Source organism: Streptomyces sp. NPDC005648, assembly GCF_040605395.1.
Classification (GTDB): domain Bacteria; phylum Actinomycetota; class Actinomycetes; order Streptomycetales; family Streptomycetaceae; genus Streptomyces.
In genome coordinates this window covers 55,445-77,234 of sequence record NZ_JBEXCS010000025.1, presented here as the reverse complement: position 1 = coordinate 77,234, position 21,790 = coordinate 55,445, and the positions used below count along the sequence as shown (strand labels likewise).

Here is a 21,790-nt window from a genome sequence, read left to right as displayed (position 1 = left end):
TCAGCCGAACGCGTCGTGCAGCGCGGGCAGCAGGGTCTTCTCCGCCCAGTCCAGATACGCCGGCTGGGAGTCGCCGCCGATCTGCACCAGCGCGATCTCCCCGAACCCGGCCTCGGCGTACGGCCGTACCGCCTCCACGAAGTCGTCGGGGTCGTCGCCGCACGGAATCGACGCGGCGACGTCGTCCGGGGTGACGTACTGCGTCGCCGACTCGAAGGAATCCGGGTGCGGCAGCTCGGAGTTGACCTTCCAGCCGCCGCCGAACCAGCGGAACTGGGAGTGCGCCCGCCTGACGGCGGTGTCCCGGTCGGGGTCGTGGCAGACCGGCAGCTGGCCCACCCGGGGCTTGCCCTCGCCGCCGTGCTCGTCGAACGCCGTCAGCAGCCCCTCCTCGGGCTCGGTGGCGATGACCAGATCGGCCAGCCGCCCCGCGAGGGCGCAGGAGCGCTCGCCGGAGACGGCGATTCCGATGGGCGGCGGCTGGTCCGGCAGATCCCACAGCCGGGCGGACTCCACGTCGAAGTGCGTTCCGCGATGGTTGACATGACCGCCCTCGAAGAGCGCCCGGATGATGTCGACCGCCTCCTCCAGCATCTCGTGGCGTACGTCGACCGACGGCCAGCCACCGCCCACCACATGCTCGTTGAGGTTCTCCCCGGATCCGAGACCCAGCCGGAAGCGGCCCTCGGACAGCAGTTGCATCGTGGCCGCCTTCTGCGCGACGACCGCCGGGTGGTAGCGGACGGTCGGACAGGTCACATACGTCATCAGCGGTATGCGCGAGGTCGCCTGGGCCGCCGCGCCCAGCACGCTCCAGGCGTACGGCGAGTGGCCCTGCGAGCGCAGCCACGGAAAGTAGTGGTCGGAGGTCACCGAGAAGTCGTAACCGGCCTCCTCGGCCCGCACCAGATGGTCGACCAGCTCACGGGGACCGGCCTGCTCGGTCATCATCGTGTATCCGATTTGCACCATGACCGCCGGGTCCCCTGCCTCGGCTCCGGAAAACGGCCTGGAAAGACGGCCTGGATCCGCGGTGGATCACCGGGGCAGGATGCGGTCATGAGTGCTCGCCCGCTGCCCACCGCCACCCCCGCCGCCCAGGGCGTCGACTCCGCAGGCGTCCACGCCTTCCTGGACGCCCTCGAAGCCGCCCCCGACATCGAGCCGCACAGTCTGATGATCCTCAGGCACGACCGGCTGGTGGCGTCGGGCTGGTGGGCGCCGTACACCCCGGAACGGCCCCATCTGCTGTACTCGCTCAGCAAGAGCTTCACGGCGACGGCCGCCGGGCTCGCCGCGGCCGAGGGGCTGCTGCGGTTCGACGATCCGGTGATCTCCTACTTCCCGGAGTTCGACGCGGACATCACCGACCCGCGCAGCCGCGCCATGCTCGTGCGGCACGTGGCGTCCATGTCCAGCGGGCACGAGGCCGAGACGCTGGACCGGGCGCTCGCCACCGACCGCGCGGAGCTGGTGCGCGGCTTCCTGCTGGTGCCGCCCGACCGCGATCCGGGAACCGTCTTCGCCTACAACCAGCCCACGACCTACACACTCGCGGCGATCGTGCAGCGCGTCACGGGACAGCCGCTGACCGACTACCTCCGTCCGCGCCTGTTCGATCCGCTCGGCATCGGTGAGGCGGCCTGGCTGCACGACCGGGCCGGCCGGGAACTCGGATTCAGCGGTCTGCACGCCCGCACCGACGCGATCGCGCGGCTCGGGCAGCTGTATCTGCGGGACGGGGTGTGGGAGGGGAAGCGGCTGCTGCCCGAGGGGTGGGTGGCCGAGGCGACGCGCCCGCACATCGGCAACGCGGGCGGTGATCCGGTGGGGTCGGACTGGCAGCAGGGCTACGGCCTCCAGTTCTGGATGGCCCGGCACGGCTACCGCGGCGACGGCGCCTTCGGGCAGTTCTGCCTGGTGCTGCCCGAGCACGACGCGGTCATCGCGACCACGGCGGCGACCGAGCGGATGCAGCAGGTGCTCGACCTGGTCTGGGAACACCTGCTGCCCGCCTTCGGACCCGAACCGCTGCACGGCGGGGACGAGCGGGACGCCGTACTGCGGCAGCGTCTCGCCCGGCTGTCGCTGCCCCCGGCCGCCGGCGAGCCCGCCCCGCCCGAGCGGGCGCGGGAGTGGAACGCCATCGCCTTCAGCCCCTACGGCGGTGGGTGCGCCGAGCTGCCGGAGCTGACCTCGGTCGCCGTGGACGCCGGGCCCGACGGCTGGGCGCTCACCCTCACCGAGGGCGGTCACCCGCTTCGGCTGCGGTTCGGGAAGGCCGGCTGGACCGTCACCGACGAGCCGTTGCCCACCGCGGTGAGCGGGGGGTGGGCCGACGCGGACACCCTCGCCGTGGACGTGGTGTTCCTGGAGACCCCGCACCGACTGACCGTTTCCTGCTCCCTGCCGGAGCGGACCTTCACGGCACGCTGGCACACCACTCCGCTGCACAGGGCGCCCCTTCGCGCGATGCGCGCACCGCGCTCGTCGCCGTCAGCCTGACAGCACCCGGAAGGTCCCCAGGAAGGTGTCCAGCGCCTGACGGTTGGCGGAGTCCTCCCAGTCGGCGGCCGGGGTCGTCCAGCGCAGCGAGAAGCCCCGGCCGCCGCCGAGCAGGAAACCCCGCCCGAAGGTGCGTGTCTTCTCGCCGTCGGCGACGGTGAACCACTCCATGTCGGCGGCCTTGTGCCCCTGGTAGGTCGTCGCCCTGATGTCGCCGATCCGCTGGAAACCGCCCTCCCGCTCCAGCTCCGGCTGGACGTCGTCACGCCAGACCGCGACGGGGTCCGGGCCCAGGATCGTGCTGTACGTGATCGCGAGGGTGCGCGGATCGCCGTCGGCGCCGAACGTCACACGGGTCGACAGATCGCCGACGCGTCTGGTCTCCAGCCGCTTCCAGCCCTTGGGCAGGGCGACCGAGAACCCCTCGGGCGCGGTGTAGCGCCGGAAGCCCTGCGGCAGTGCCGAGGCCGAGGCGGACGGCGCGGCCGAGGGCTTTGACGACGTTGTCGGGGAAGGAGGAGCCGAGCGGGACGCGGTGGGGGTGGGCGACGGGGACGGCGCGGTGTTCTTGCCGTCGGTGCGGTCCTCGGGCGCGGAGGGCGACACGGGTGCGGATGCGGTCTGCTGGGGCGCGGCGTCCGTCGAGGAGGCGCCGGTGCCGGGGAGTTCCTGGGTGACGGCCAGCGCGGCGACCGCGATGGTGACGACGCTCAGCGCGGTGCCGAGGGCCAACGTGCGTCTGCTCCAGCCCGGCACGGCGTGCGCGGCGGCGGTGTAGACGCCGCGCAACCGCGGCCGGGGCACGCTCTGGGTGACGGTGTCGGGGTCCTCGGTCAGCACCCGGGTGAGGGACTCACGGACCACCTGGCGGCTCAGCCGCTCCCGGGAGTCCTTGCGCAGCAGCCCCAGCACGGTCCGGGTGAGCGGCCCGGCGTGCACCGGTGTGCGCAGCGGCAGCCGGTCCACGCCCTTCAGCGTGGTCTCGGGCCGGTCCCGGTCCCGGAAGGGCGGCCGTCCCTCGACCATCGTGTAGAGCATCGCGCCGAGTGCCCACAGGTCGGCCGCCGGTCCGATGCGCTCGTCGCGGGCCTGTTCGGGGGAGGCGTACGAGGGGGCGGTGAGTCTCGGCGCCAGGGTCGCGCCGGCCAGTCCGAAACCGGTGACCACGAGCGAGCCCCGGTCCGTGACGAACACCTGGCCGGGGCTGAGCTCCCCGTGGGTGATGCCCTCGCCGTGCGCCACGTCCAGCACGTCCAGCAGGTCCAGGCCGATCCGGGCGGCCCGGATGTAGTTGAACGTGCCCTGCTGGGCGAGGAGTTCCCCCAGGGGCGTACCGTCGATCCACTCGGTGACGACCCACAGGATGCCGTTCTCCTCCACGGCGTCGATGACCGTGGCGACCGAGCCGGGACACAGCAGCCCCATGGTCTCGGACATACGGATGACGCGCGCGGTCGCCCGGGGCGCCACCTCCCCCTCGGGGTCCTCGGGCAGCGGGATCTCGGTGAGCAGATAGGGCCGCCCGGCGCCGTCGACCGCCTTGCCGTACCAGCAGACGCGGTTCGTCTCGCGGTGGACGACATCGACGAGCCGGTACCTCCCGGCCACCAGCTCGTGTGTGAAGACATGCGCCTTGACCATGGTCATCCCTCGTTGAACCCCTGGCTCTCACCTTTCACAGAGAGGTACGGGAGGTGTGACGGGATGTGTTCAAAGAATCTGCAACTCATGGGCCGATGAAGCTATTTGTTCATGTCGAGTTGGCCCGGTTCGCAGAAGTCGCCTTTGCGTGACCGGAATCCAGGAGGGTTCATTCCGGCCCGCGGCGAAAGTCACCCCGGCCCAGCCCGAAGTGTTCCCTCCAGCCGACGACTTCGCCCGTCGTCGCGTTTCCCCCGCACACCACCAGCCCGAGCCGGGCACCCGCACCGACCCGCTCCAGCACCCGGCGCGCCGCGGGCAGCAGACAGCCGGCCGCGGGCTCGGCCCACACCTTGGCGTGGTCGGCGAGATCGAGGGTGCCCCGCACCGCCTCCCGGTCCGACACCACGAGCACCTCTTCGACGGACGCCGACACATGGTCGTAGGTCAGCTGCGACACGGACGGCGCGCTGAGCGTGGACACGATCGACGACAGGGCCACCGGCACCGGGCCGCCCGCCGCCAGCGCCTCCGACATGGCCGTGGCGCCCTCGGTCTCCACGCCCCAGATCCGCAGCCCCGGCCGCCTGTCCCGCAGCGCCGCCGCCACGCCGGCGATCAGCCCGCCGCCTCCCACGCTGACCAGGACGTCGGTGAGCTCTCCGGCGTCGGCGGCGAACTCCAGCCCCACCGTGCCCTGTCCGGCGATCACCACCGGATCGTCGAAGGGGTGCACCAGTGTCAGCCCCTCCTCCCGCAGGCGCGCCGCGAGCGCGAACGCACCGGCCATGTCGTCGGTCACCCGTAGAAACGCCCCGGCGCCCTCGGCGATCTCGACCGCGCGCGCGGGCGCCGAGCGGGGCATGACCACCGTCGCCTTCACCTCGAGTGCGGCGGCCATGACCGCGAGGGCGATCCCGTGGTTTCCGCCGCTCACCGCCACCACACCCGCGGCCCGCTCCGGCCCGCTCAGCGAGAGCAGCTTGGCCGTGGCCCCGCGGGCCTTGAACGACCCGGTGCGCTGCAGCAGTTCGAGCTTGACGGTGACCGGGGCGCCGAGCAGCGCGGTCAGACCGGGACTGGGCACCGTCGGGGTGCGTACGACATGGCCGGCGATACGCCCGGCCGCGGCTTCGATCTCCTGCATCCCGATCACGGCGGTCACCCTTCCGGCGCGGGGCGACGGTCCGCACCCCCAGCACCCTCGCCCGGGACCCGGCCAAGGTCAACTCGGCCGTGTGGCGGCCGACGGCCGGCCGGGTCCCCGGGCTCACCTCTCCAGGTCCCGGGGCCTCAGTGCTGCTGCGCCTTCTGCGGGGTCGCCTCGCTCGGCCGTACGACCACATGGCCCTCGCCCTGCAGCATCAGCTGCACGGCCTCTCCCGAGCCGCCGCGCAGCATCGAGCCGATGGACTGCGAGCGGTGCAGCGAGGTCTGCAGACCGGCCGTCCAGCCGACGACCGCGTCCGTGTCGACGTACACCGGATACTGCTGCGAGACCGGTATGACCAGCGGATTGCCCTCGCAGACCAGCCCCAGCCGGCCCTGTCCGGTGAAGACGCTGTTGAACAGGCCGCCGCCGGCGATGCCCGCGCCCTTCACGGTGGCGATGCGGTACGACAGCGAGGCGTCGAAACACAGGACGTTGCGGCCGTTGACGGTGAACTCGTCGCCGGGGTCGACGTCGACGACGAAGCAGTTCTGCGCCTCGTGCGCGAACCAGGCCTCGCCCTGTCCGCGGACCGTCATGAGGGGCAGCCCCTCACCGGTGACCGCCCGTTTGAGCATGCCACCGACGCCCTGGCCCTTGCGCTCGAACTGGAGGTTGCCGCGGAAGGCGATCATCGCGCCCTGGCGGGCGAGCATCTCGCCGTTGACGGCGTACTTGATGCACTTGGCGTTCTCGACGGTCATCCCCGGCGCGGCGGCGGGCTGGACCATGTGCTCACTGGAAAAGAGGGAACCCTTCATGCGGGCATCCTGGCCCGGAGGAATCCGTTCCGCCAAGATCACGGCCGGTGCGGATGTCGGTGCGGATGTCGGGGCGTGACTTCGGGACCGAGGCCGCCGGTTCAGCCGCCGAACAGCTGGGTCCAGTACGTGCCCGCCGGGCCGCCGCCCGCGAAGCCGACACCGATGTGGGTGAAGTCGGGCTTCAGGATGTTGGCGCGATGGCCGGGACTGTTCATCCAGCCGTCCACGACCTCGGCGGGGGAGCGCTGACCGCAGGCTATGTTCTCGCCGACGGAGCGGTGTCGCGCGCCCGCCGCGGCCGCCCGGTCCCAGGGCTGGGTGCCCTCCGGGGAGGTGTGGGAGTAGAAGGCGCGGACCGCCATGTCCGTGCTGTACGCCTGGGCCGCGGTGGACAACCGCGGGTCGGTGGCGAGAGGGCGCAGACCTGCCCGGGCCCGCTCCCGGTTGGTGAGGCCGACGACCTCGGCGGCCGTACGGGCCAGGTCGGCGGGGGTGAGGGGCCGCGCCCACAGGACCGTCCAGTAGGTGTCGCCTCCACCGACGGCATGGGCCGGGCCGACGTGGGTGAAGGCCGGGTCGTGCAGGGTCTGTCGGGCCTGCTCGGTGCGCAGGCAGTAGTCGACGAACTCGCCGCTCGTGCGCGGGCCGGACACCAGGTGCTCGCCGACCGTGAGGTAGGTGTATCCGGTGGCCGAGATCCGCTGGTGCACGAAGACGCCGTCCCTGCCCTCCGCACCGAGGCGTCCCGCGGCGGCCATGGCGGAGGCATGGGCGTGGGCCGCTCCGGCGAGACGGGCGTCGAGGGAGACGGGCGGGGAACCGGCCCTCTCGCGGGCCGAGTTGACCAGGGCGAGGAAGCGGTCCTGGTCGGAGGAGGGGACACCGCGCCGGTCGGAGGAGAGGGACGCGGGAGGAGCGGCCGTGCCCCGAGCCGCGGGTGTCCGCGCTGCCGGAGCCGTGGCTGCCGGAGCCGTCGCCGGCCCCGTCCCTTCGTCGGTGACGTCCACCCCGAAGTCCCGTGCGACACCGGCCAGTCCGTCCGCGTACCCCTGCCCCAGGGCCCGCAGCTTCCAGCCGGTGCCCCTTCGGTAGATCTCCGCGAGGAGCAGCACCGTCTCCTGCCGTGGGGGCGGTGGGGCGAACCGGGCCAGCAGACGGCCGTCGGGAGCGGTGACCTGGAGCGCGGGGGCGGGGAGGCGGCCCAGGGGGGTGGCGGGGTCGGCCGGGCTGACGACGACCGTGACCCGGCTCGCTCCGGGGCGCAGCCTGGGCGGATCGACGGTGAGGGTGTCGCCGCTGAGCCGGGCGCCCGGAGCGGACGGCTGGTTGTAGAAGACGAAGTCGGCGTCGCCGCGGACCCTGCCGCCGTCGTCCGTGATGAGCGCGGAGACGTCGAAGGGTCCGGGGACACGGATGGTCACGGCGCCGCCCGGGAGGGGCGTGTTCCCGCCGGGGACCAACTCGCTCATCGTGCCGCCCTGGTCCAGTGGTCGATGTCCCCCGTGGGGCTGTTGTCCGGAAAACGTCCGCCGCCACGCGACGGTTCCCGAAGCCGTCGCGTGTCACCGGCGATCGAAAGCCATTACATGTCACCGGCGTTCGAAAGCTAGGGTCGGCGCTGACGTCGGGCCGGTGGCGGCCCGGGACGAAGGGAGACGGGTCGGTCGTGGCGGGTTGGGAACGCAGACTCAGGGCCGCCGGAGTGCACGACGGGGCTCTGCACGCCGACTACGCGATCGCCGCCCGGGTCTTCGCCAGAAGGATCGTCGCGCACTACGCCGTGGTGAGACTGCTGGTGGCCCCGGCGCTGCAACCCCATCTGGTCGCCGCCTACGCGTTCCTCGCCCGCACCGACGACCTGGCCGACCAGGGCCCCCTCCACGAGCGCCTGCCGCGCTGGCACGCCTGGTCGGAACAGGTCACCGAGGGCCTGGAGACCGGACGGGCGAAGGACCCGGTCCTACGGGCCTTCCTGCACACGGTGTCGGTCCGCGAACTGCCCCACCACTGGGTGCACACCTACCTCAAGGGCACGGAGGACGAGCTGCGTTTCACCGGCCATGACACCGAGGCCGACTTCCAGCGCTACATCGACCGGCTCGCCCTGCCCGCTCTCATGGTGCTGGAGGACCTCCAGCACCGGGGCGGCGGCGACGAGCTCTTCCGCTCCCGCTGCCGGCTGTTCGCCGAGGGCCTCCAACGCCTCGACTTCGTCACCGACTTGACGGAGGACCTCGCCGAAGGGCGCCTCTACCTTCCGCTGGAGGACCTCGACCGCTTCGGCGTCACCCGCGCCGAACTCGAGCGGGGCGAGCGGACCGAGGCGATCGGTGCGCTGGTCGCGGCGACATGCGCGAACGCCGGCCGGACCCTCGCCGACGCGCGGTCGCTGGTGGACTCCAGCGCTCCCGGCTTCCAGTCGCTCCAGCGGGCCCTGCTCGACCTGGCCGTGCACCAGCTCGCCCGGGCCGAGCGGGCCGGTGCCTCGGTCACCCGCCGTCCCGTGGGCTACGGCGTCCGCGGACCGCTCGGCATCCTGCTCGGTGAGCGGCGCCGGCGCACCGCGTCCGGGCTCACCGCGTCCAGTAGGTGAGGTTGCGGAAGCGGGCCTCGGCACGCCCCGAGCCATGGTCGTAGACGCCGTTCTTGAAGTAGCGCGTGGCCGGCCCCCGGTCGGCGGCCGTCAGGACGAGCGAGTCGTCGAAGTACACCTTCACCGTCCCGGTCCCGCTGCTCGCCTGGTGGGCGATCTTCACGTTGAACCAGGTGTCGTACACGCCCGTCCTGAGCACCGTGCCGTCGTAGCGGCGCACGGTGCCGCCGCCGGTGTCGTACACATTGAGCATGATGTCCGTGGCGGGGGTGCCCGAGGGGTGGACGCTGCGCAGGATCTGCGCGAAGGAGGCGCCGTCCGTGCCGGACGGGAGGTACACGTCGGCGTCCCACATGTGGGCGCCCGTGGTGTAGTCGACCTTCCAGCGCATCTCGGTGCGCGGATCGGTCGAACTGCCCTCCTCGAACGGCTCGTCGGTGGCGTACACCCACATCCGGTGCACACCGCCGCTGTAGCTGTGCCGGTCGCTCAGGTCGAGGTTCCAGGGCTTCTGCCAGCTGTAGTCGAAGGGCGTCTGCGTCCAGCCGTCGGTGGGGTTCGCGGCGGCACGCGCGGTGGACGGCAGCGCGAGCGCGGCGCCCCCGGCGAGCAGGCCGGCACCGGCCCGTAGGACCGATCTTCTGTTCATCGAGTCGGATCTCCTGTTCATGGGGTGACCTTTCCGGTGGGGAGTCGGGCCGCGTGGGGCGCGGGACGCAGGCAACTCCAATACATCGGAGGAGTCAAGAGTTTTGGGTGTGGCTGTTGCTGGCAGAGTCGTTGACAGGGGCGCTATGGCTTTCTAGCTTCGTTGATACACCCGATGTATTGAGGGTCTGTCAGGTTCCGGCACATCACCAGGGAGGGTTCCTATGGCGGTTCCGATCAGGACCGCGGTCGCCACGCTCTGCGCCGGCCTGGCGGCCACGCTCTGTACGACCGCTCCCGCGCACGCCGAGCGGCACGACCAGACCTGGACCGTGTCCGAGGCGCCCCGGGCACCCCGGGCGCGGATCTCCCTGGACGAGACCACCGGCGCGCTGAGCCTGTCGGTGACCCGTGGCGGCCGTACCGTCATCGACCCCTCGCCCGTGGGCATCGTCACCGAACAGGCCGATCTCTCCCGCGGTCTGCACCTGGTGCGGCGCAAGGACCGCCGGGTCGAGGAGCGTTACCGGACCAGGTCCGGCAAGCGGCTGGAGCGACGGGTCCGGATGAACGAGACACGCCTGTCCTTCGCCACCTCGGCCGGCGCCCGCCTCGACCTCGTCGTCCGCGCCTCCGCCGACGGCGTCGCCTATCGCTACGTCCTGCCCGCCGGCCATGGCGATGTGCTCGGAGAGGCGTCCGCGTTCAACCTGCCGGCGGACGCGGACGCCTGGCTCGGCACCTACCGCGTCGACAACGAGGGCCAGTTCAACCAGTACACGGCCGCGACCGCGCCCACCGGCGAGTACTCCGCCCAGGCCCTCTTCGCCACCGAAGGCGGCTACACCCTGCTCGCCGAGTCCGATCTGACCGGTGCGTACTCGGGTGCCCGCCTCGCCCACGACCAGGGCACCGGCACCTACCGCGTCAAGCTCGCCGACGACCGCGTCCACACCGACGGCACGCTCGCCACCCCCTGGCGCGCCATGATCACCGGCGATCTCGCCACCGTCACCCGCTCCACCTTCACCGACGACCTCGCCCCCGCCTCCCAGGTCGCCGACGCGTCCTGGATCCGCCCCGGCACGGTCCTGTGGACCTGGCTCGCGGGCGGCAAGGAGGCAGGCCAGAGCCTCGCCGCGCAGAAGGCCTATGTCGACTACGCCGCCGAACGGCACTGGCCCTACGAGGCCGTCGACGCCGGCTGGTACTTCAAGTCCGACGCGTGGGACACCACGGATCCGGACTGGCAGACCGACAGCTGGCTGCCCCAACTCGTCGACTACGCACGGGCGAAGGGCGTCGGCATCGTCGTCTGGATCCACCAGCGCGATCTCGACACCCCCGAGGAGCGCGCCCAGTGGCTGCCGACGCTGGAGCGCTGGGGTGTCAGGGGAGTCAAGATCGACTTCATGAACTCCGAGGCGCAGCCCATGCTCCAGTGGTACGACGCCATCCTGAAGGACACGGCCGCCCATCACCTCATGGTCGACTTCCACGGCTCCACGATCCCCAAGGGCATCCAGCGCACCTGGCCGCAGGTCATGACGATGGAGGGCGTCGGCGGCGAGGAGAAGCGCACCAACACCGCGGCTCACCTCACCACCCTCCCCTTCACCCGCAATGTCATCGGCTCCATGGACTTCACCCCCGGCGCCTTCCAGCGTGTGGGCCTGCGCCCCGACTCCGACGCGGCCGAGGCGGGCCTCGCCGTCGTGTACGAGTCGGGCCTGCAGATGTTCGCCGGGACCCCCGCGTCGTACGACGCCCGGCCGCTCGCCCGCGCCTTCTTCGACCAGGTGCCCGCCGCCTGGGACGACACCCGGCTGCTGGCCGGCCGGCCGGGACAGGAAGCGGTCCTCGCCCGTCGCAGCGGCGACCGCTGGTTCCTGGGCGGGGTGTACGCGGGCGCCGCCCGTACGGCCGAGGTGCCCCTGTCGGTCGGCCCGGGCCGATGGCTGGTGGAGACGGTCCGGGACGGCGCCGACGGCCTGGTCCAGGACCGCCGAGTGCTGCGCGGCGGCGACAGTCTGAGCGTCGATGTCGTCGCGAACGGCGGCTTCGCGGGTATCGCCTGCCCCTGGCACCCGGGCATCACCACCTGCTACCGCTGAGACGTCACGCACGCGGGCCGAGGGCCGCCGGCAGCGGGTCTGCCGGCGGGCCCGCCGCCGCGTGCGACTCATCGGCGTCCTAAGCCGGACCGACCGGCGCCGCCGGCGGTCCGCTGCTCTCCCGCACCACCAGTTCCGTGGCCACCTCCACCCGTGTGGTCTCCGGCTCCTGTCCCGCCAGCAGCCGCAGCACCATCCGGGCGGCGAGCGCGGCAGGTGGTTCCCGATGAAGAGACGGCGTCCGGGCCGGAGTTGGCGCACCGCCTCGCCGGCCGGCACCACCGCGGCGCTGTCGGTGGCCGGCTGCGGCGGCACCGGGGGAGGCGACACCAACTCGGCGGGCAGGAGAGGTGAGTTGCTGGCCTCGGTGGACAACGCCCGCACACCGGCGGCCCAGCAGTAGGCCCGGCGGTGACCCCCGACCACTGGAGACGGCACATGAGACCGAGAGAGCTGTCCGTACTGGCCGCCGTGACCGCCCTGCTGGCTCTGCCGGTGCAGGCCCGGGCGGCGGACCCCGGCGGCCGCACCTACCAGGTGGCCACCTGGGGCAGCGACCACGCCCACGGCACCCCGCTGGACCCGCTCCGCACGATCGGCGCCTGCCTCGCCCGCGTCCGCCCCGGCGACACCTGCCTGATCCACCGCGGCACCTACCGGGAACAGGTCACCCCGCCCTCCGGCACCAAGGACGCCCCGATCACCCTCGCCGCCTACGGTGACGGTCCGGTGACCGTCGACGGCACCGAGAAGGTGACCGGCTGGAAGGACGCCGGGGACGGTCTGGTCGCCGCCGACACCGACCTGCCGCCCGACCCCGACCTCAACGCGGTGTTCCTGGACAACGGACGGGCGGCGGAAGGCCGTTGGCCCAACTCCGGCCCGGACCCGCTCAACACCACCTGGGCCGAGGCCGACACCACCTCCACCGACCAGCACATCGACGACACCGACCTGCCGGACGCCGACTGGACCGGAGCGACCGTGCACCTGTGGGCGGGCTCCAACCCGTGGGCCCAGCAGACCGGCACGGTCATCGCGACCTCGCCGGGCGAACTGGACTTCAAGGGCGGCAACCACCGCTGCCCGCCGCTGTGCATGGGCGACCAGAACTACCGCAACTACTACCTCGTGGGCTCGAAGGCCGCCCTGGACCAGCCGGGGGAGTGGTACTACGACAAGGCGGCCCACCGGCTCTACCTGGTGCCCCCGAAGGGCGGTATCGCCGGGCACACGGTCACCGCGAAGCACCGTCTGTGGGGCATCGACCTGAGCGACAGCTCGTACGTCACCGTGCGCGGCCTCGACCTGTGGGGCACTTCGCTGCGAACGGGCAAGTCCAGCACGGGAGTCGTGGTCGACGGCCTGCACGCCAGGTATGTCTCCGAGTTCTCGACCCTGCCCATGCCGCCGGACAGCGACCTCGCGATCCCGCCCTACGAGGGGCATATCGTCGCTTCCCGCATCCTCGACTCCGGCGTGCAGATCCTCGGTACCGGCAACACCCTGAGGAACAGCGAGATCTCACAGTCCGCGGGCGACGGCGTCCTGGTCCGCGGCACCGGCAACACCATCACCGACAACTACATCCACGACGTCGGCTGGATGGGCAGCTACACGCCGGGAATCGAGATCAACGGCGACGACCACACGGTCACGCACAACACGATCCGCCGCACCGGACGCGCCTCCATCGACACGGCCTGGCAGCTCAACGGCACCGAGTTCCATGGCAATCGCATCGCCTACAACGACCTGTCGGAGGCGATGCGCACCTCCCGCGACGGCTCGCCCTTCTACGTCTGCTGCAGCCTGGACGGCTCCGGCACCTCCATCGACCACAACACCTCGCACGACGCCGACGGCCAGGTCGGCTTCTACGTCGACAACTACTCCGGCCACTTCCTGCTGCACCACGACGTCGCCTGGAACACCGGCAGCCGGGGCACCTTCTTCAACGGTCACACCGGCCCCAGCATCGCCAACCAGGACCACAACTCCAGCTACGGCGTGGGCATCAACGGCAACTCGACGCTGCTGAGCGGGGCGACCGACGCCTCCGGCTCGTACCTCAGCAACATCGTCGGACCGATGCCGGTCAGCGCGACCCGGACGGGAGACCCGCTTCCCGTCGTCCGCTCCAACCTGATCACCGCCACCCCCGGCTACACGGACGCCGTCAACGGCGAACTCTGGCCCACCGGCGGCTCACCCGCCATCGACGCAGGCGAGTCCATCGCCGGGATCACCACCGCCGTGCGGGGCACGGCACCCGACATCGGTGCCTACGAGTACGGCGAGCCGATCTGGTCCACCGGCTGTGACCTGCCCGGCTGCGGTGGCCGCGTCCGGCACGGCGCCTGGACCGCGACCGCGAGCGACGGCACCGACGCCTCCGCCACCGTCGACGGGGACATCGACACCCGCTGGACGGCGGCCGCCGCGCAGACCCCCGGCCAGTCGCTGACCGTCGACCTGGGGGAGACGAAGACCTTCGACCGGCTCTCCCTCGACGCCGGACGCGACACCGGCGGACAGCCCTACGGCTTCTCGGTCTCGGTCAGCCGCGACAGCACCCACTGGAGCGGTGCCCTCGCCCGGGTCTCCGGCCGCTCCTTCACCCAGGACGCCGTCTTCCCGGCACAGACGGCCCGGTACCTCCGCATCACCCTCACCGCGAGCGGCCCCTCCGCCTGGGTGGTCAACGACCTGCGTCTGTACGGCGAGGGACCGGACGCCTCCGGCACCCTCCAGGCGGAACAGGCCACGTCCGCGCGCGGAGTCTCGCGGGGCACGGCGGCGACCGGAGTGCTGGGCGCCGGCGACTGGATCGCGTACCGGCGGGCGAGCGTGAGCGGCGACCGGCTCACCGTACGCCTCGCCTCCACCTGCGCCGGCGGCTGCGCACTCCAGCTCCGGCTCGACCGTCCGACGGGACCGGTGGCCGGGACGCTTCCCGTGCGCGCCACCGGCTCCGAGGACACATGGTCCGAGGCCACCTGGCAGGAGCAGTCCGTCACCCTGTCCCGCCGGCCGGCCGGCGTCCACACCCTCTACCTCGTCGCGAAGGGAGGCACCCGGGTCGCGAGCCTGGACTGGCTGACGATCAGGCCCGACCAGGCACGGACCAGCGGGCACGGACCAGCGGTCACGCACCACTAGTGGTGCACCACTGGTCGCGCACCGCTAGTCGCGGACCACCCCGGGTGCGAGGTCCTCGTGTCGCTCCACGACCGCGGCGCCGCGCAGCGGCTTCGCCGACTTCCCGCAGAACGCGGACTCCAGTGTGCCGAGCATGGTGGTGAGCACCGCGCCGTTGTTGGAGGTGTTGGCGACGGCCGCGAGACTGCGGCGGCCGTCCTTGGTCGCGAAGGCGTACGTGTAGTAGCCCTGTACGGCGCCGGTGTGGCCGTAGACCGAGATCCCGCACGACAGGTCGCGGCGCCGCAGCCCCAGGCCGTACGCCTGGGTGCTGTTCACCGGGATCATGTGTTCCATCTGCCGCAGCTGCGCGGCCGAGGTGAGCCGGCCGCGCAGCAGCGCCGACAGGAACGTGTCGAGGTCCCGAGTGCTGGAGATGACCGCGCCCGCGCTCTGCGCCCAGGAGACGGTCTGCTCGGTCGCGTCGACCAGGGCGGCCCCCGCCCTGTCCGGGGTGAGATAGCCGTTGGCGTGGCGGCCCGGGATCTGCTTGCCGGGGTGCACATAGAACGTGTCGCGCAGCTTCAGCGGCTTGATGACGCGGTTCTCGTACTCGGTGCGTACGGAGTGACCGGTCAGCTTCTCGATGAGCATGCCGGCGACGACGAAGTTGGTGTTCGAGTACGCGTACGCGGCGCCCGGGCTGTTGGTGCGGGCGTGCCGCAGCGAGCGGTCCACGAGCTGACGGTAGGTGAAGACCTTGGAGCGGACGGCCTCGAAACCGGAGACGGAGCTCGCGAACATGTCGTTGGTGTAGTCGTACAGACCGCTGCGGTGGCCGAGCACCTGCCGCACCGTGATCCGGCGGTCGGGCAGCAGGCCGGGCAGGTAGTGGTCGACGGAGGCGTCCAGGGCGAGCTTCTTCTCGTCCACCAACTGGAGCAGCACCACCGCCGAGAAGACCTTGGTGACACTGCCGATGCGGAACCGGTCGGCGTTGCTGATGGCCCGTCCGGTACGGCGGTCCGCGACGCCGGCGGACGCCGTCCTGACCGTGCCGTGGTCGTCGATACGGGCGATCGCGCCGGGCGCGCCCTGTCTCAGCGCGCTGCGCAGCACGCTGTCGACGCCCGTGAGGTCGGGCTGGGGGAGCGCCGCGGCCGGCGCGGCGTGGGCGGGCACCGCGAGGAGGCAGAGCACGGCCGCCCCCAAGGCCGTTCCCCTGGATGCGAGATGGGTCACATTCACGCGAGGCAACCTTCTTCCGTCTCGTCACATCTCCACGACTGGCACACAGTTGGCGATTCCTTGATCACCCTGTGGGGCTGGTTTGCAAAGTATTGCCATATATCGCAGTGAAAGCGATCATTTGGGCTTTACATGCGCATGACTCATCCGAAAGGGTGGCCCACCGGGGCCCGACCAGCCCCCATGGCGCCCAACCGCGCCGTGCCTCAAGGCGGTTGGTGATCCCGGCCGTCTCACGGGGAAGGAACCCTCACCAGTGCGTAGACCGCACATACGCAGCGTCGCGATAGCCGTGGCCGTCGTGACGGCCGCCACGGGCCTCGCGGACACCGCCTTCGCGGGCCAGGACACGGGGACGCACGCGGCGACCGCCGACCGGACCTCGGGCGCGGCCATCGTCTCGGTCGCCCGCTCCGCCGCCTTCGCCCACGCGTCCGCCACCGGCGTCTCCGGTGGCGACGAGCTCCACGCCCAGGACGTGATGATCGACCCCGAGGGCGCCCGGCACGTCCGGTTCACCCGGACGCACCAGGGCATGGCCGTGCTCGGCGGCGACCTGGTCGTCCACCTCACCGACCGGCTGTCGTACGCCGGTGTCACCCGGGCCGCCGACCACACCGTCAAGCCCGCCTCGACCGCCACCGCCAAGCTCTCGGCCGCCGAGGCCGAGCAGAAGGCCGCCGCCGTCGCCAAGGGGGACGCCGGCAGCGCCGAGCTCGTGGTCGACGCCCGTGACGGCGCCTCCGCGCTCGCCTACCAGGTGACCGTGACCGACAGCGCGCAGGGCTCCGGCGCCGGCTCCCGCACGGTCGTCGTCGACGCCGTCACCGGCAAGGTGCGCAGCAACACGCCGGACAGCGACGAGTTCCTCTCGCCGAAGGTGCTCGACACCCTGCGCGAGCGGGGCGGGACGGCCGACCCCGCCACCGGCGGGACGTCCCGGACGGCCGGTCTCCTGGCGGCCTCCGGCTCCGCCTCCGTGTCTGCCGCGACCCGCTACCCGAAGACGGCCGACGGCACCGGCAAGTCCCTCTTCGTCGGCAAGGTCCCCCTGAAGACCAACCAGACGGCCCGCACCACCTTCCAGCTGAAGGACCCGACCCGCTACGGCACCGAGACCCGGGACGCCAAGGGCAGCTACACGGAGAGCTTCAGCCGCGGCACCACGATCACCACCAAGAAGGACGTCTTCGGCAACGGCGCCACCACGAGCCGCAACAGCGCCGCCGCGGACGCCCAGTACGGCATCACCAAGACCCTGGACTTCTACAAGAAGACCTTCGGCCGCAAGGGCATAGCCAACAACAGCAAGCCCGCCAAGGCGATGGTGCACTGGGGCAAGCAGATCGCCAACGCGTTCTGGGACCCGACCTGCGGCTGCATGCTGTACGGCGACGGTGACGGCGACATGTTCAAGAAGCCGCTGGTCGCCCTGGACGTCACCGGCCACGAGCTGACCCACGGCGTGGTCGACGCCACCGCCAAGCTGGAGCCCACCCGTGTCGACGCGGACGGCAACCAGTACGGCGAGCCCGGCGCGCTGAACGAGTCCCTCGCCGACGTCTTCGGCTCCAACGTCGAGTTCTTCACCAACAACGCGTCGGACAAGCCGGACTACCTCATCGGCGAGAAGATGGGCCTGGCCCAGAAGTTCCTGCGCCGCCTCGACCACCCCTCGCTCGACAAGCTCGAGGGCACGGTCGACTACTGGGCGCCGGAGGTGTACGACGCCGAGGTGCACGCCGGCTCCGGTGTCTCCTCGCACGCGTACTACCTGCTCGCCGAGGGCAGCGGCCAGAAGACGATCGGCGGCGTCACGTACGACTCGCCGACCTTCGACGGCTCCACGGTCAAGGGCATCGGCCGCGCCAAGGCCACGGCGATCTTCTACCGTGCCCTGACCCGCTACATGGTCTCCACGACCGACTTCCACGACGCACGTGTCGCGACGCTGAAGGCGGCCGGCGACCTGTACGGCGCGACCAGCGTCGAGTACCAGACGGTGGACCAGGCCTGGGCCGCCGTCGACGTCACCGAGGCCAACACCCCGGCCGACCGCCACTGACGGCCCACCGCCGCGTCACACCCACTGCCTCTCCACCTCGTCGGACACACGGAACCCGGCGTCGCAGGAGGGGCAGTGGGCTTCGCCGAAGACATGGGTCAGCGCGAGAGCGACCTCGTCCCGGCCGACGGCGACGGCCTCCCCGTGCAGGCGCGCACCGATCCCGGTGAGCCGCTCCGGGGGCGTCGGTATCACCTTCCCCCGGGCCTCCGGGGCGGTGGCACGGGGTCCGACATAGTCACCGGCCGAGGTGAAAGTACCGTACGAGCCGAACGCCACATACAGGCCCTGCCCGCACTCGGGGCACTCGAGCTCGTACTCCTCGTCGGCGACGCCCTCCAGTGCCCGGGCCCACACCCCGGCCTCCTCGAAGGCCAGAACCGCCATCTGCAGATAGACGAAGTCGCCTGCCTCCGGCGTGGTGAGCAGGGCGCGCGCCACCTCCAGCAATGCGTCGATCTCCCGGGCGTGTCGCGCGCGGCGCACGTCGTCCGCGTCCGTCGTGATCAGCCCCGCCATCAGCACCGCCTGGAGCGGCTCGCCCGGCGCCCGGCCCAGCGCGATGTCGGCGAGCACCGGCATCGCCGCCCAGCTCGCCTCGTACACCGACCCCTGATGGCACAGCGCGGACCACAGCGCCGACCAGACCTGTTCGTCCTCCGGACCGCCGAGCCGCGCGAACAACCCCGGGATGTCCCCGGCGCTCCCGTAGGCGTGGGACAGCTCGGCCCAATCGATCGTCGTCATACGGCGATTGTGCCGCCCGCCACTGACAGTCCCCGCACAGACGAATCCTGCTTCTTTTATTGACGGCGGAAAAGAAGGCCTCTAGGTTTCCGGCCATGCGCCCGACCCCTCGTGTCGAGACGTTCCCGGCGAACACGCCGGCCGCCTCGCAGATCTTCACCACGGTCCTCTCCCAAGGGCCCCTGACCCGGCTGGAGGTGGCCCGCCGGGCGGGGCTGTCCCCGGCCGCCGTCACCAAGGCCGTCAAGCCGCTGATCGAGGCGGGATACCTGGTGGAGGACGCGGCCGACGAGACCCGCCCGGCACTCGGCCGGCCCGCCAACCCCGTACGGGTCCACGGCGGACGGGCACTGTTCCTCGGGATCAAGGTGACCGGCGACGAGATCATCGCCGTACTGGCCGATCTGCGCTGCCGCGTCAGGGCGGAACGGCGACTGCGGCTCACCGGTCGCGACCCGGGGGCCGTCCTCGCGGCCGTCTCGGAACTCGTCGGCCAACTCCTCGCCGAGGCCACCGCGTTGGGAGTCGGTGTGCACGGCCTGGGCATCGCCCTCTCCGGAGACGTGGACCGCGCCGAGGGAGTGGTCCGCTACTCGCCCTTTCTCGACTGGCACGACGTCCCGCTCGCCGGACTCGCCGCCATGACCACGGGGCTGCCGGTCACCGTCGACAACGACGTCCGCGCCCTCACCGTGGCCGAGCAGTGGTTCGGCGCCGGGGTGGGCCTGTCCGACTTCGCCGTGGTGACCGTCGGCGCCGGCATCGGCTGCGGCCTCGTCGTGCACGGCCGGGTCGTCGCCGGAGCCCATGGAGTGGCCGGCGAGATCGGCCATGTCACCGTGGACCCGGCCGGGCCGCCCTGCCACTGCGGCAACCGCGGCTGTGTGGAGGCGATCGCGGGGGAAGCGGCCATCGTCCGCCAGATCCGCGAGGCCACGGGCGCCGACGTCGGCGACGCCACCGAGGCCGTCGACCTCGCCCGCCGCGGAGTGCCCGGTGCCCGCGAGGTCTACGCCCGCGCCGGCGAGGCCATCGGCCGTGGTATCGCCACCGTCGCCAACCTCCTCGGTCCCGAACGCGTGATCATCTCCGGTGAGGGGCTCGCCGCCCACGACCTCTTCGCCGAGCAGATCCGCGACACCTTCACCGCCGCCGCCTTCGGCTCCGCCGCCCAGTGCGACGTACGGACACGCCCGCTGCCCTTCGAGGAGTGGGCCCGCGGGGCCGCCGCCACCGCGATCCAGTCCTTCATCTCCCCAGCTCACCCCTGACCGAGCCGCTGATCCCACTCTCCCTGGAGGTAAGACCCATGCGGTCGCCCTCGTACGTCGTCATGCCCGCACGCCGCGTCCTGAGAGCCGCCGCGGTCCTGGCCCTCGCCGCAGGCGCCGTCACCGTGGCCCCCGCTTCCCACGCCGACTCCTCCGACACCCCGCCACTCGCCGCCAAGCCCTATATGGGCTGGTCGAGTTGGAGCATGCAGTCGTCCAAGTACCCCGGCCTCAACCCGGACGGCGACTACAGCTACCTCACCGAGGCGAACATCACCAAGCAGACCGACGCGCTGGCCGCCAGGCTGAAGAAGTTCGGCTACGAGTACGTCGACATCGACGCCGGCTGGTGGCGCGACAACGCCTGGAAGCCCGAGTACGACCCGTACGGACGCCAGCAGGCCGACCCGAAGCGCTTCCCCAGCGGTATGAAGGCCGTCGCCGACCGCATCCACTCCAAGGGTCTGAAGGCCGGCATCTATCTCCCCGCCGGCCTGGAGAAGGAGGCCTACGGCGACGGGAAGACCCCCATCTGGAACGCCGACGGCTGCACCACCGCCGACATCGTCTACGGCGACCTGCGCACCACCAACGGCTGGGACAGCTCCTACAAGCTCGACTTCTCCCGCCCCTGCACCCAGAAGTACATCGATTCCCAGGCCCGGTCGATCGCCGGCTGGGGCTACGACTTCCTCAAGCTCGACGGAGTCGGGCCCGGCTCCGGCAAGAGCGGCGACCAGTACGACAACGTTGCCGACGTGGCCGCCTGGAACAGGGCGATCGCCGCGACGGGCCGTCCGATCCACCTGGAACTCTCCTGGTCCCTGGACATCGGACACGCCGCCGACTGGAAGAAGTACTCCAACGGCTGGCGCATCGACACCGACGTCGAGTGCTACTGCAACACCCTCGTCAGCTGGGAGAACTCCGTCGACGACCGCTGGGACGACACCCCCGGCTGGACGAGGTACGCCGGTCCCGGCGGCTGGAACGACCTCGACTCCCTCGACGTCGGCAACGGCGAGATGGACGGCCTCACCAAGGCCGAGCGGCAGAGCTACGCCACCCTGTGGGCCATCGCCAAGTCCCCGCTCTTCACCGGCGACGACCTCACCCGACTCGACTCCTACGGCCTCTCCCTCCTGACCAACAGGGAAGTCATCGCCCTCGACCAGGGCGCCACCCCGCCTGCACGCCCCCTCACCCCGTCCGACCCGCAGCAGGTGTGGGCGGCGAGGAACCCCGACGGCAGCTACACCGTCGCCCTGTTCAACCTCGCCGGCAGCCCCGCCGCCGTCTCCGCCTCCTGGGCCTCCCTCGGCTTCACCGGCACGGCGTCCGTGCGCGACCTGTGGAACCACGAGAACCTCGGCAGCCTCAAGGACAAGGTCACCGAGGCCCTGCCCGCCCACGGCTCCCGCCTGTTCACCGTCACCCCGCACGGCGGTGCCCTCGCCTTCACCGGCTACCAGGCCGAGTCCTCCGCCAACACCCTCGCCGGCAATGCCTCCGTCGCCGACTGCTCGGCGTGCTCCGGCGGAAAGAAGGTCGGCAACCTCTACCTCGGCGGAAAGCTCACCTTCAACGACATCGTCGTCCCCAAGGCCGGCACCTACCAGGTCAGGATCGCCTACGTCAGCGGGGATGCCCGCTCGGTCGCCGTCTCCACCGACGACGGCGGCGCGACCACCCACAGGTTCCCGTCCACCGGCGACTGGGGCACGGCCGAAACGGTCACCGTCCCGTTGACCCTCAAGGCCGGCTCCAACACGATCACCTTCGACAGCGGCAACAGCTACGCACCTGACATCGACCGGATCGACGTCCCCCAGTCGTCCTGAAC

General features: G+C 71.6%; 16 protein-coding genes. 8 read left to right on the top strand and 8 right to left on the bottom strand.

The window, feature by feature from the left end:
• The gene (locus ABZT17_RS17185) at positions 1–972 is read right to left on the bottom strand and encodes an LLM class F420-dependent oxidoreductase (protein ID WP_356349439.1); all 972 of its coding nucleotides are present in this window, start codon (positions 970–972) and stop codon (positions 1–3) included.
• An 87-nt stretch (positions 973–1,059) separates the two neighbouring features.
• On the opposite strand from ABZT17_RS17185, the gene ABZT17_RS17180 reads away from it, so the two are divergent.
• A complete protein-coding gene (locus tag ABZT17_RS17180; RefSeq protein ID WP_356349437.1) occupies positions 1,060–2,505 on the top strand; it encodes a serine hydrolase in 1,446 nt (481 codons plus the stop codon).
• Here the strand turns inward: ABZT17_RS17180 and ABZT17_RS17175 are convergent.
• The 4 genes from ABZT17_RS17175 to ABZT17_RS17160 form a co-directional block, all read right to left on the bottom strand.
• Positions 2,497–4,146, bottom strand: coding sequence for a protein kinase (locus tag ABZT17_RS17175; RefSeq protein ID WP_356349499.1), 1,650 nt, complete (start codon positions 4,144–4,146; stop codon positions 2,497–2,499). The two genes, ABZT17_RS17180 and ABZT17_RS17175, sit on opposite strands and share 9 nt — an antisense overlap.
• Positions 4,147–4,315: 169 nt before the next feature.
• Positions 4,316–5,302: a threonine/serine dehydratase gene (locus ABZT17_RS17170; RefSeq protein ID WP_356349434.1), complete on the bottom strand. Its 987-nt coding sequence runs from the start codon at positions 5,300–5,302 to the stop codon at positions 4,316–4,318.
• A 137-nt stretch (positions 5,303–5,439) separates the two neighbouring features.
• A complete protein-coding gene (locus ABZT17_RS17165) occupies positions 5,440–6,117 on the bottom strand; it encodes an AIM24 family protein (RefSeq protein WP_356349431.1) in 678 nt (225 codons plus the stop codon).
• A 101-nt stretch (positions 6,118–6,218) separates the two neighbouring features.
• Positions 6,219–7,589, bottom strand: coding sequence for a CAP domain-containing protein (locus ABZT17_RS17160; protein WP_356349429.1), 1,371 nt, complete (start codon positions 7,587–7,589; stop codon positions 6,219–6,221).
• A 197-nt stretch (positions 7,590–7,786) separates the two neighbouring features.
• Here ABZT17_RS17160 and ABZT17_RS17155 point away from each other — a divergent pair, with 197 nt between their 5' ends.
• On the top strand, positions 7,787–8,713 hold the full coding sequence (locus ABZT17_RS17155) for a squalene/phytoene synthase family protein (RefSeq protein WP_356349427.1): 927 nt from the start codon (positions 7,787–7,789) through the stop codon (positions 8,711–8,713).
• On the opposite strand, the gene ABZT17_RS17150 is transcribed toward ABZT17_RS17155, so the two are convergent.
• Positions 8,694–9,362: a polysaccharide lyase family 7 protein gene (locus ABZT17_RS17150; RefSeq protein ID WP_356349425.1), complete on the bottom strand. Its 669-nt coding sequence runs from the start codon at positions 9,360–9,362 to the stop codon at positions 8,694–8,696. The two genes, ABZT17_RS17155 and ABZT17_RS17150, sit on opposite strands and share 20 nt — an antisense overlap.
• Before the next feature lie 223 nt (positions 9,363–9,585).
• On the opposite strand from ABZT17_RS17150, the gene ABZT17_RS17145 reads away from it, so the two are divergent.
• From ABZT17_RS17145 to ABZT17_RS17135, 3 genes are all read left to right on the top strand, one after another.
• Entirely contained in the window at positions 9,586–11,475 is a 1,890-nt protein-coding gene (locus ABZT17_RS17145) for a glycoside hydrolase family 97 catalytic domain-containing protein (RefSeq protein WP_356349423.1), read from the top strand.
• Positions 11,476–11,701: 226 nt separating this feature from the next.
• The gene (locus ABZT17_RS17140; RefSeq protein ID WP_356349421.1) at positions 11,702–11,878 is read left to right on the top strand and encodes a hypothetical protein; all 177 of its coding nucleotides are present in this window, start codon (positions 11,702–11,704) and stop codon (positions 11,876–11,878) included.
• Positions 11,879–11,913: 35 nt separating this feature from the next.
• Positions 11,914–14,637: a carbohydrate-binding protein gene (locus tag ABZT17_RS17135; RefSeq protein WP_356349419.1), complete on the top strand. Its 2,724-nt coding sequence runs from the start codon at positions 11,914–11,916 to the stop codon at positions 14,635–14,637.
• 24 nt (positions 14,638–14,661) lie between these two features.
• Here ABZT17_RS17135 and ABZT17_RS17130 read toward each other — a convergent pair whose 3' ends face one another.
• Complete coding sequence (locus tag ABZT17_RS17130; protein WP_356349417.1) at positions 14,662–15,828, bottom strand: serine hydrolase domain-containing protein; 1,167 nt, start codon at positions 15,826–15,828, stop codon at positions 14,662–14,664.
• Positions 15,829–16,120: 292 nt separating this feature from the next.
• Here ABZT17_RS17130 and ABZT17_RS17125 point away from each other — a divergent pair, with 292 nt between their 5' ends.
• Positions 16,121–17,929: a M4 family metallopeptidase gene (locus ABZT17_RS17125; RefSeq protein ID WP_356349415.1), complete on the top strand. Its 1,809-nt coding sequence runs from the start codon at positions 16,121–16,123 to the stop codon at positions 17,927–17,929.
• A 15-nt stretch (positions 17,930–17,944) separates the two neighbouring features.
• On the opposite strand, the gene ABZT17_RS17120 is transcribed toward ABZT17_RS17125, so the two are convergent.
• Complete coding sequence (locus tag ABZT17_RS17120) at positions 17,945–18,676, bottom strand: hypothetical protein (protein ID WP_356349413.1); 732 nt, start codon at positions 18,674–18,676, stop codon at positions 17,945–17,947.
• A gap of 95 nt (positions 18,677–18,771) precedes the next feature.
• Here ABZT17_RS17120 and ABZT17_RS17115 point away from each other — a divergent pair, with 95 nt between their 5' ends.
• The gene (locus tag ABZT17_RS17115; protein WP_356349411.1) at positions 18,772–19,947 is read left to right on the top strand and encodes an ROK family transcriptional regulator; all 1,176 of its coding nucleotides are present in this window, start codon (positions 18,772–18,774) and stop codon (positions 19,945–19,947) included.
• A gap of 38 nt (positions 19,948–19,985) precedes the next feature.
• Entirely contained in the window at positions 19,986–21,788 is a 1,803-nt protein-coding gene (locus tag ABZT17_RS17110; RefSeq protein WP_356349408.1) for a carbohydrate-binding protein, read from the top strand.
• Positions 21,789–21,790 lie beyond the last annotated feature (2 nt).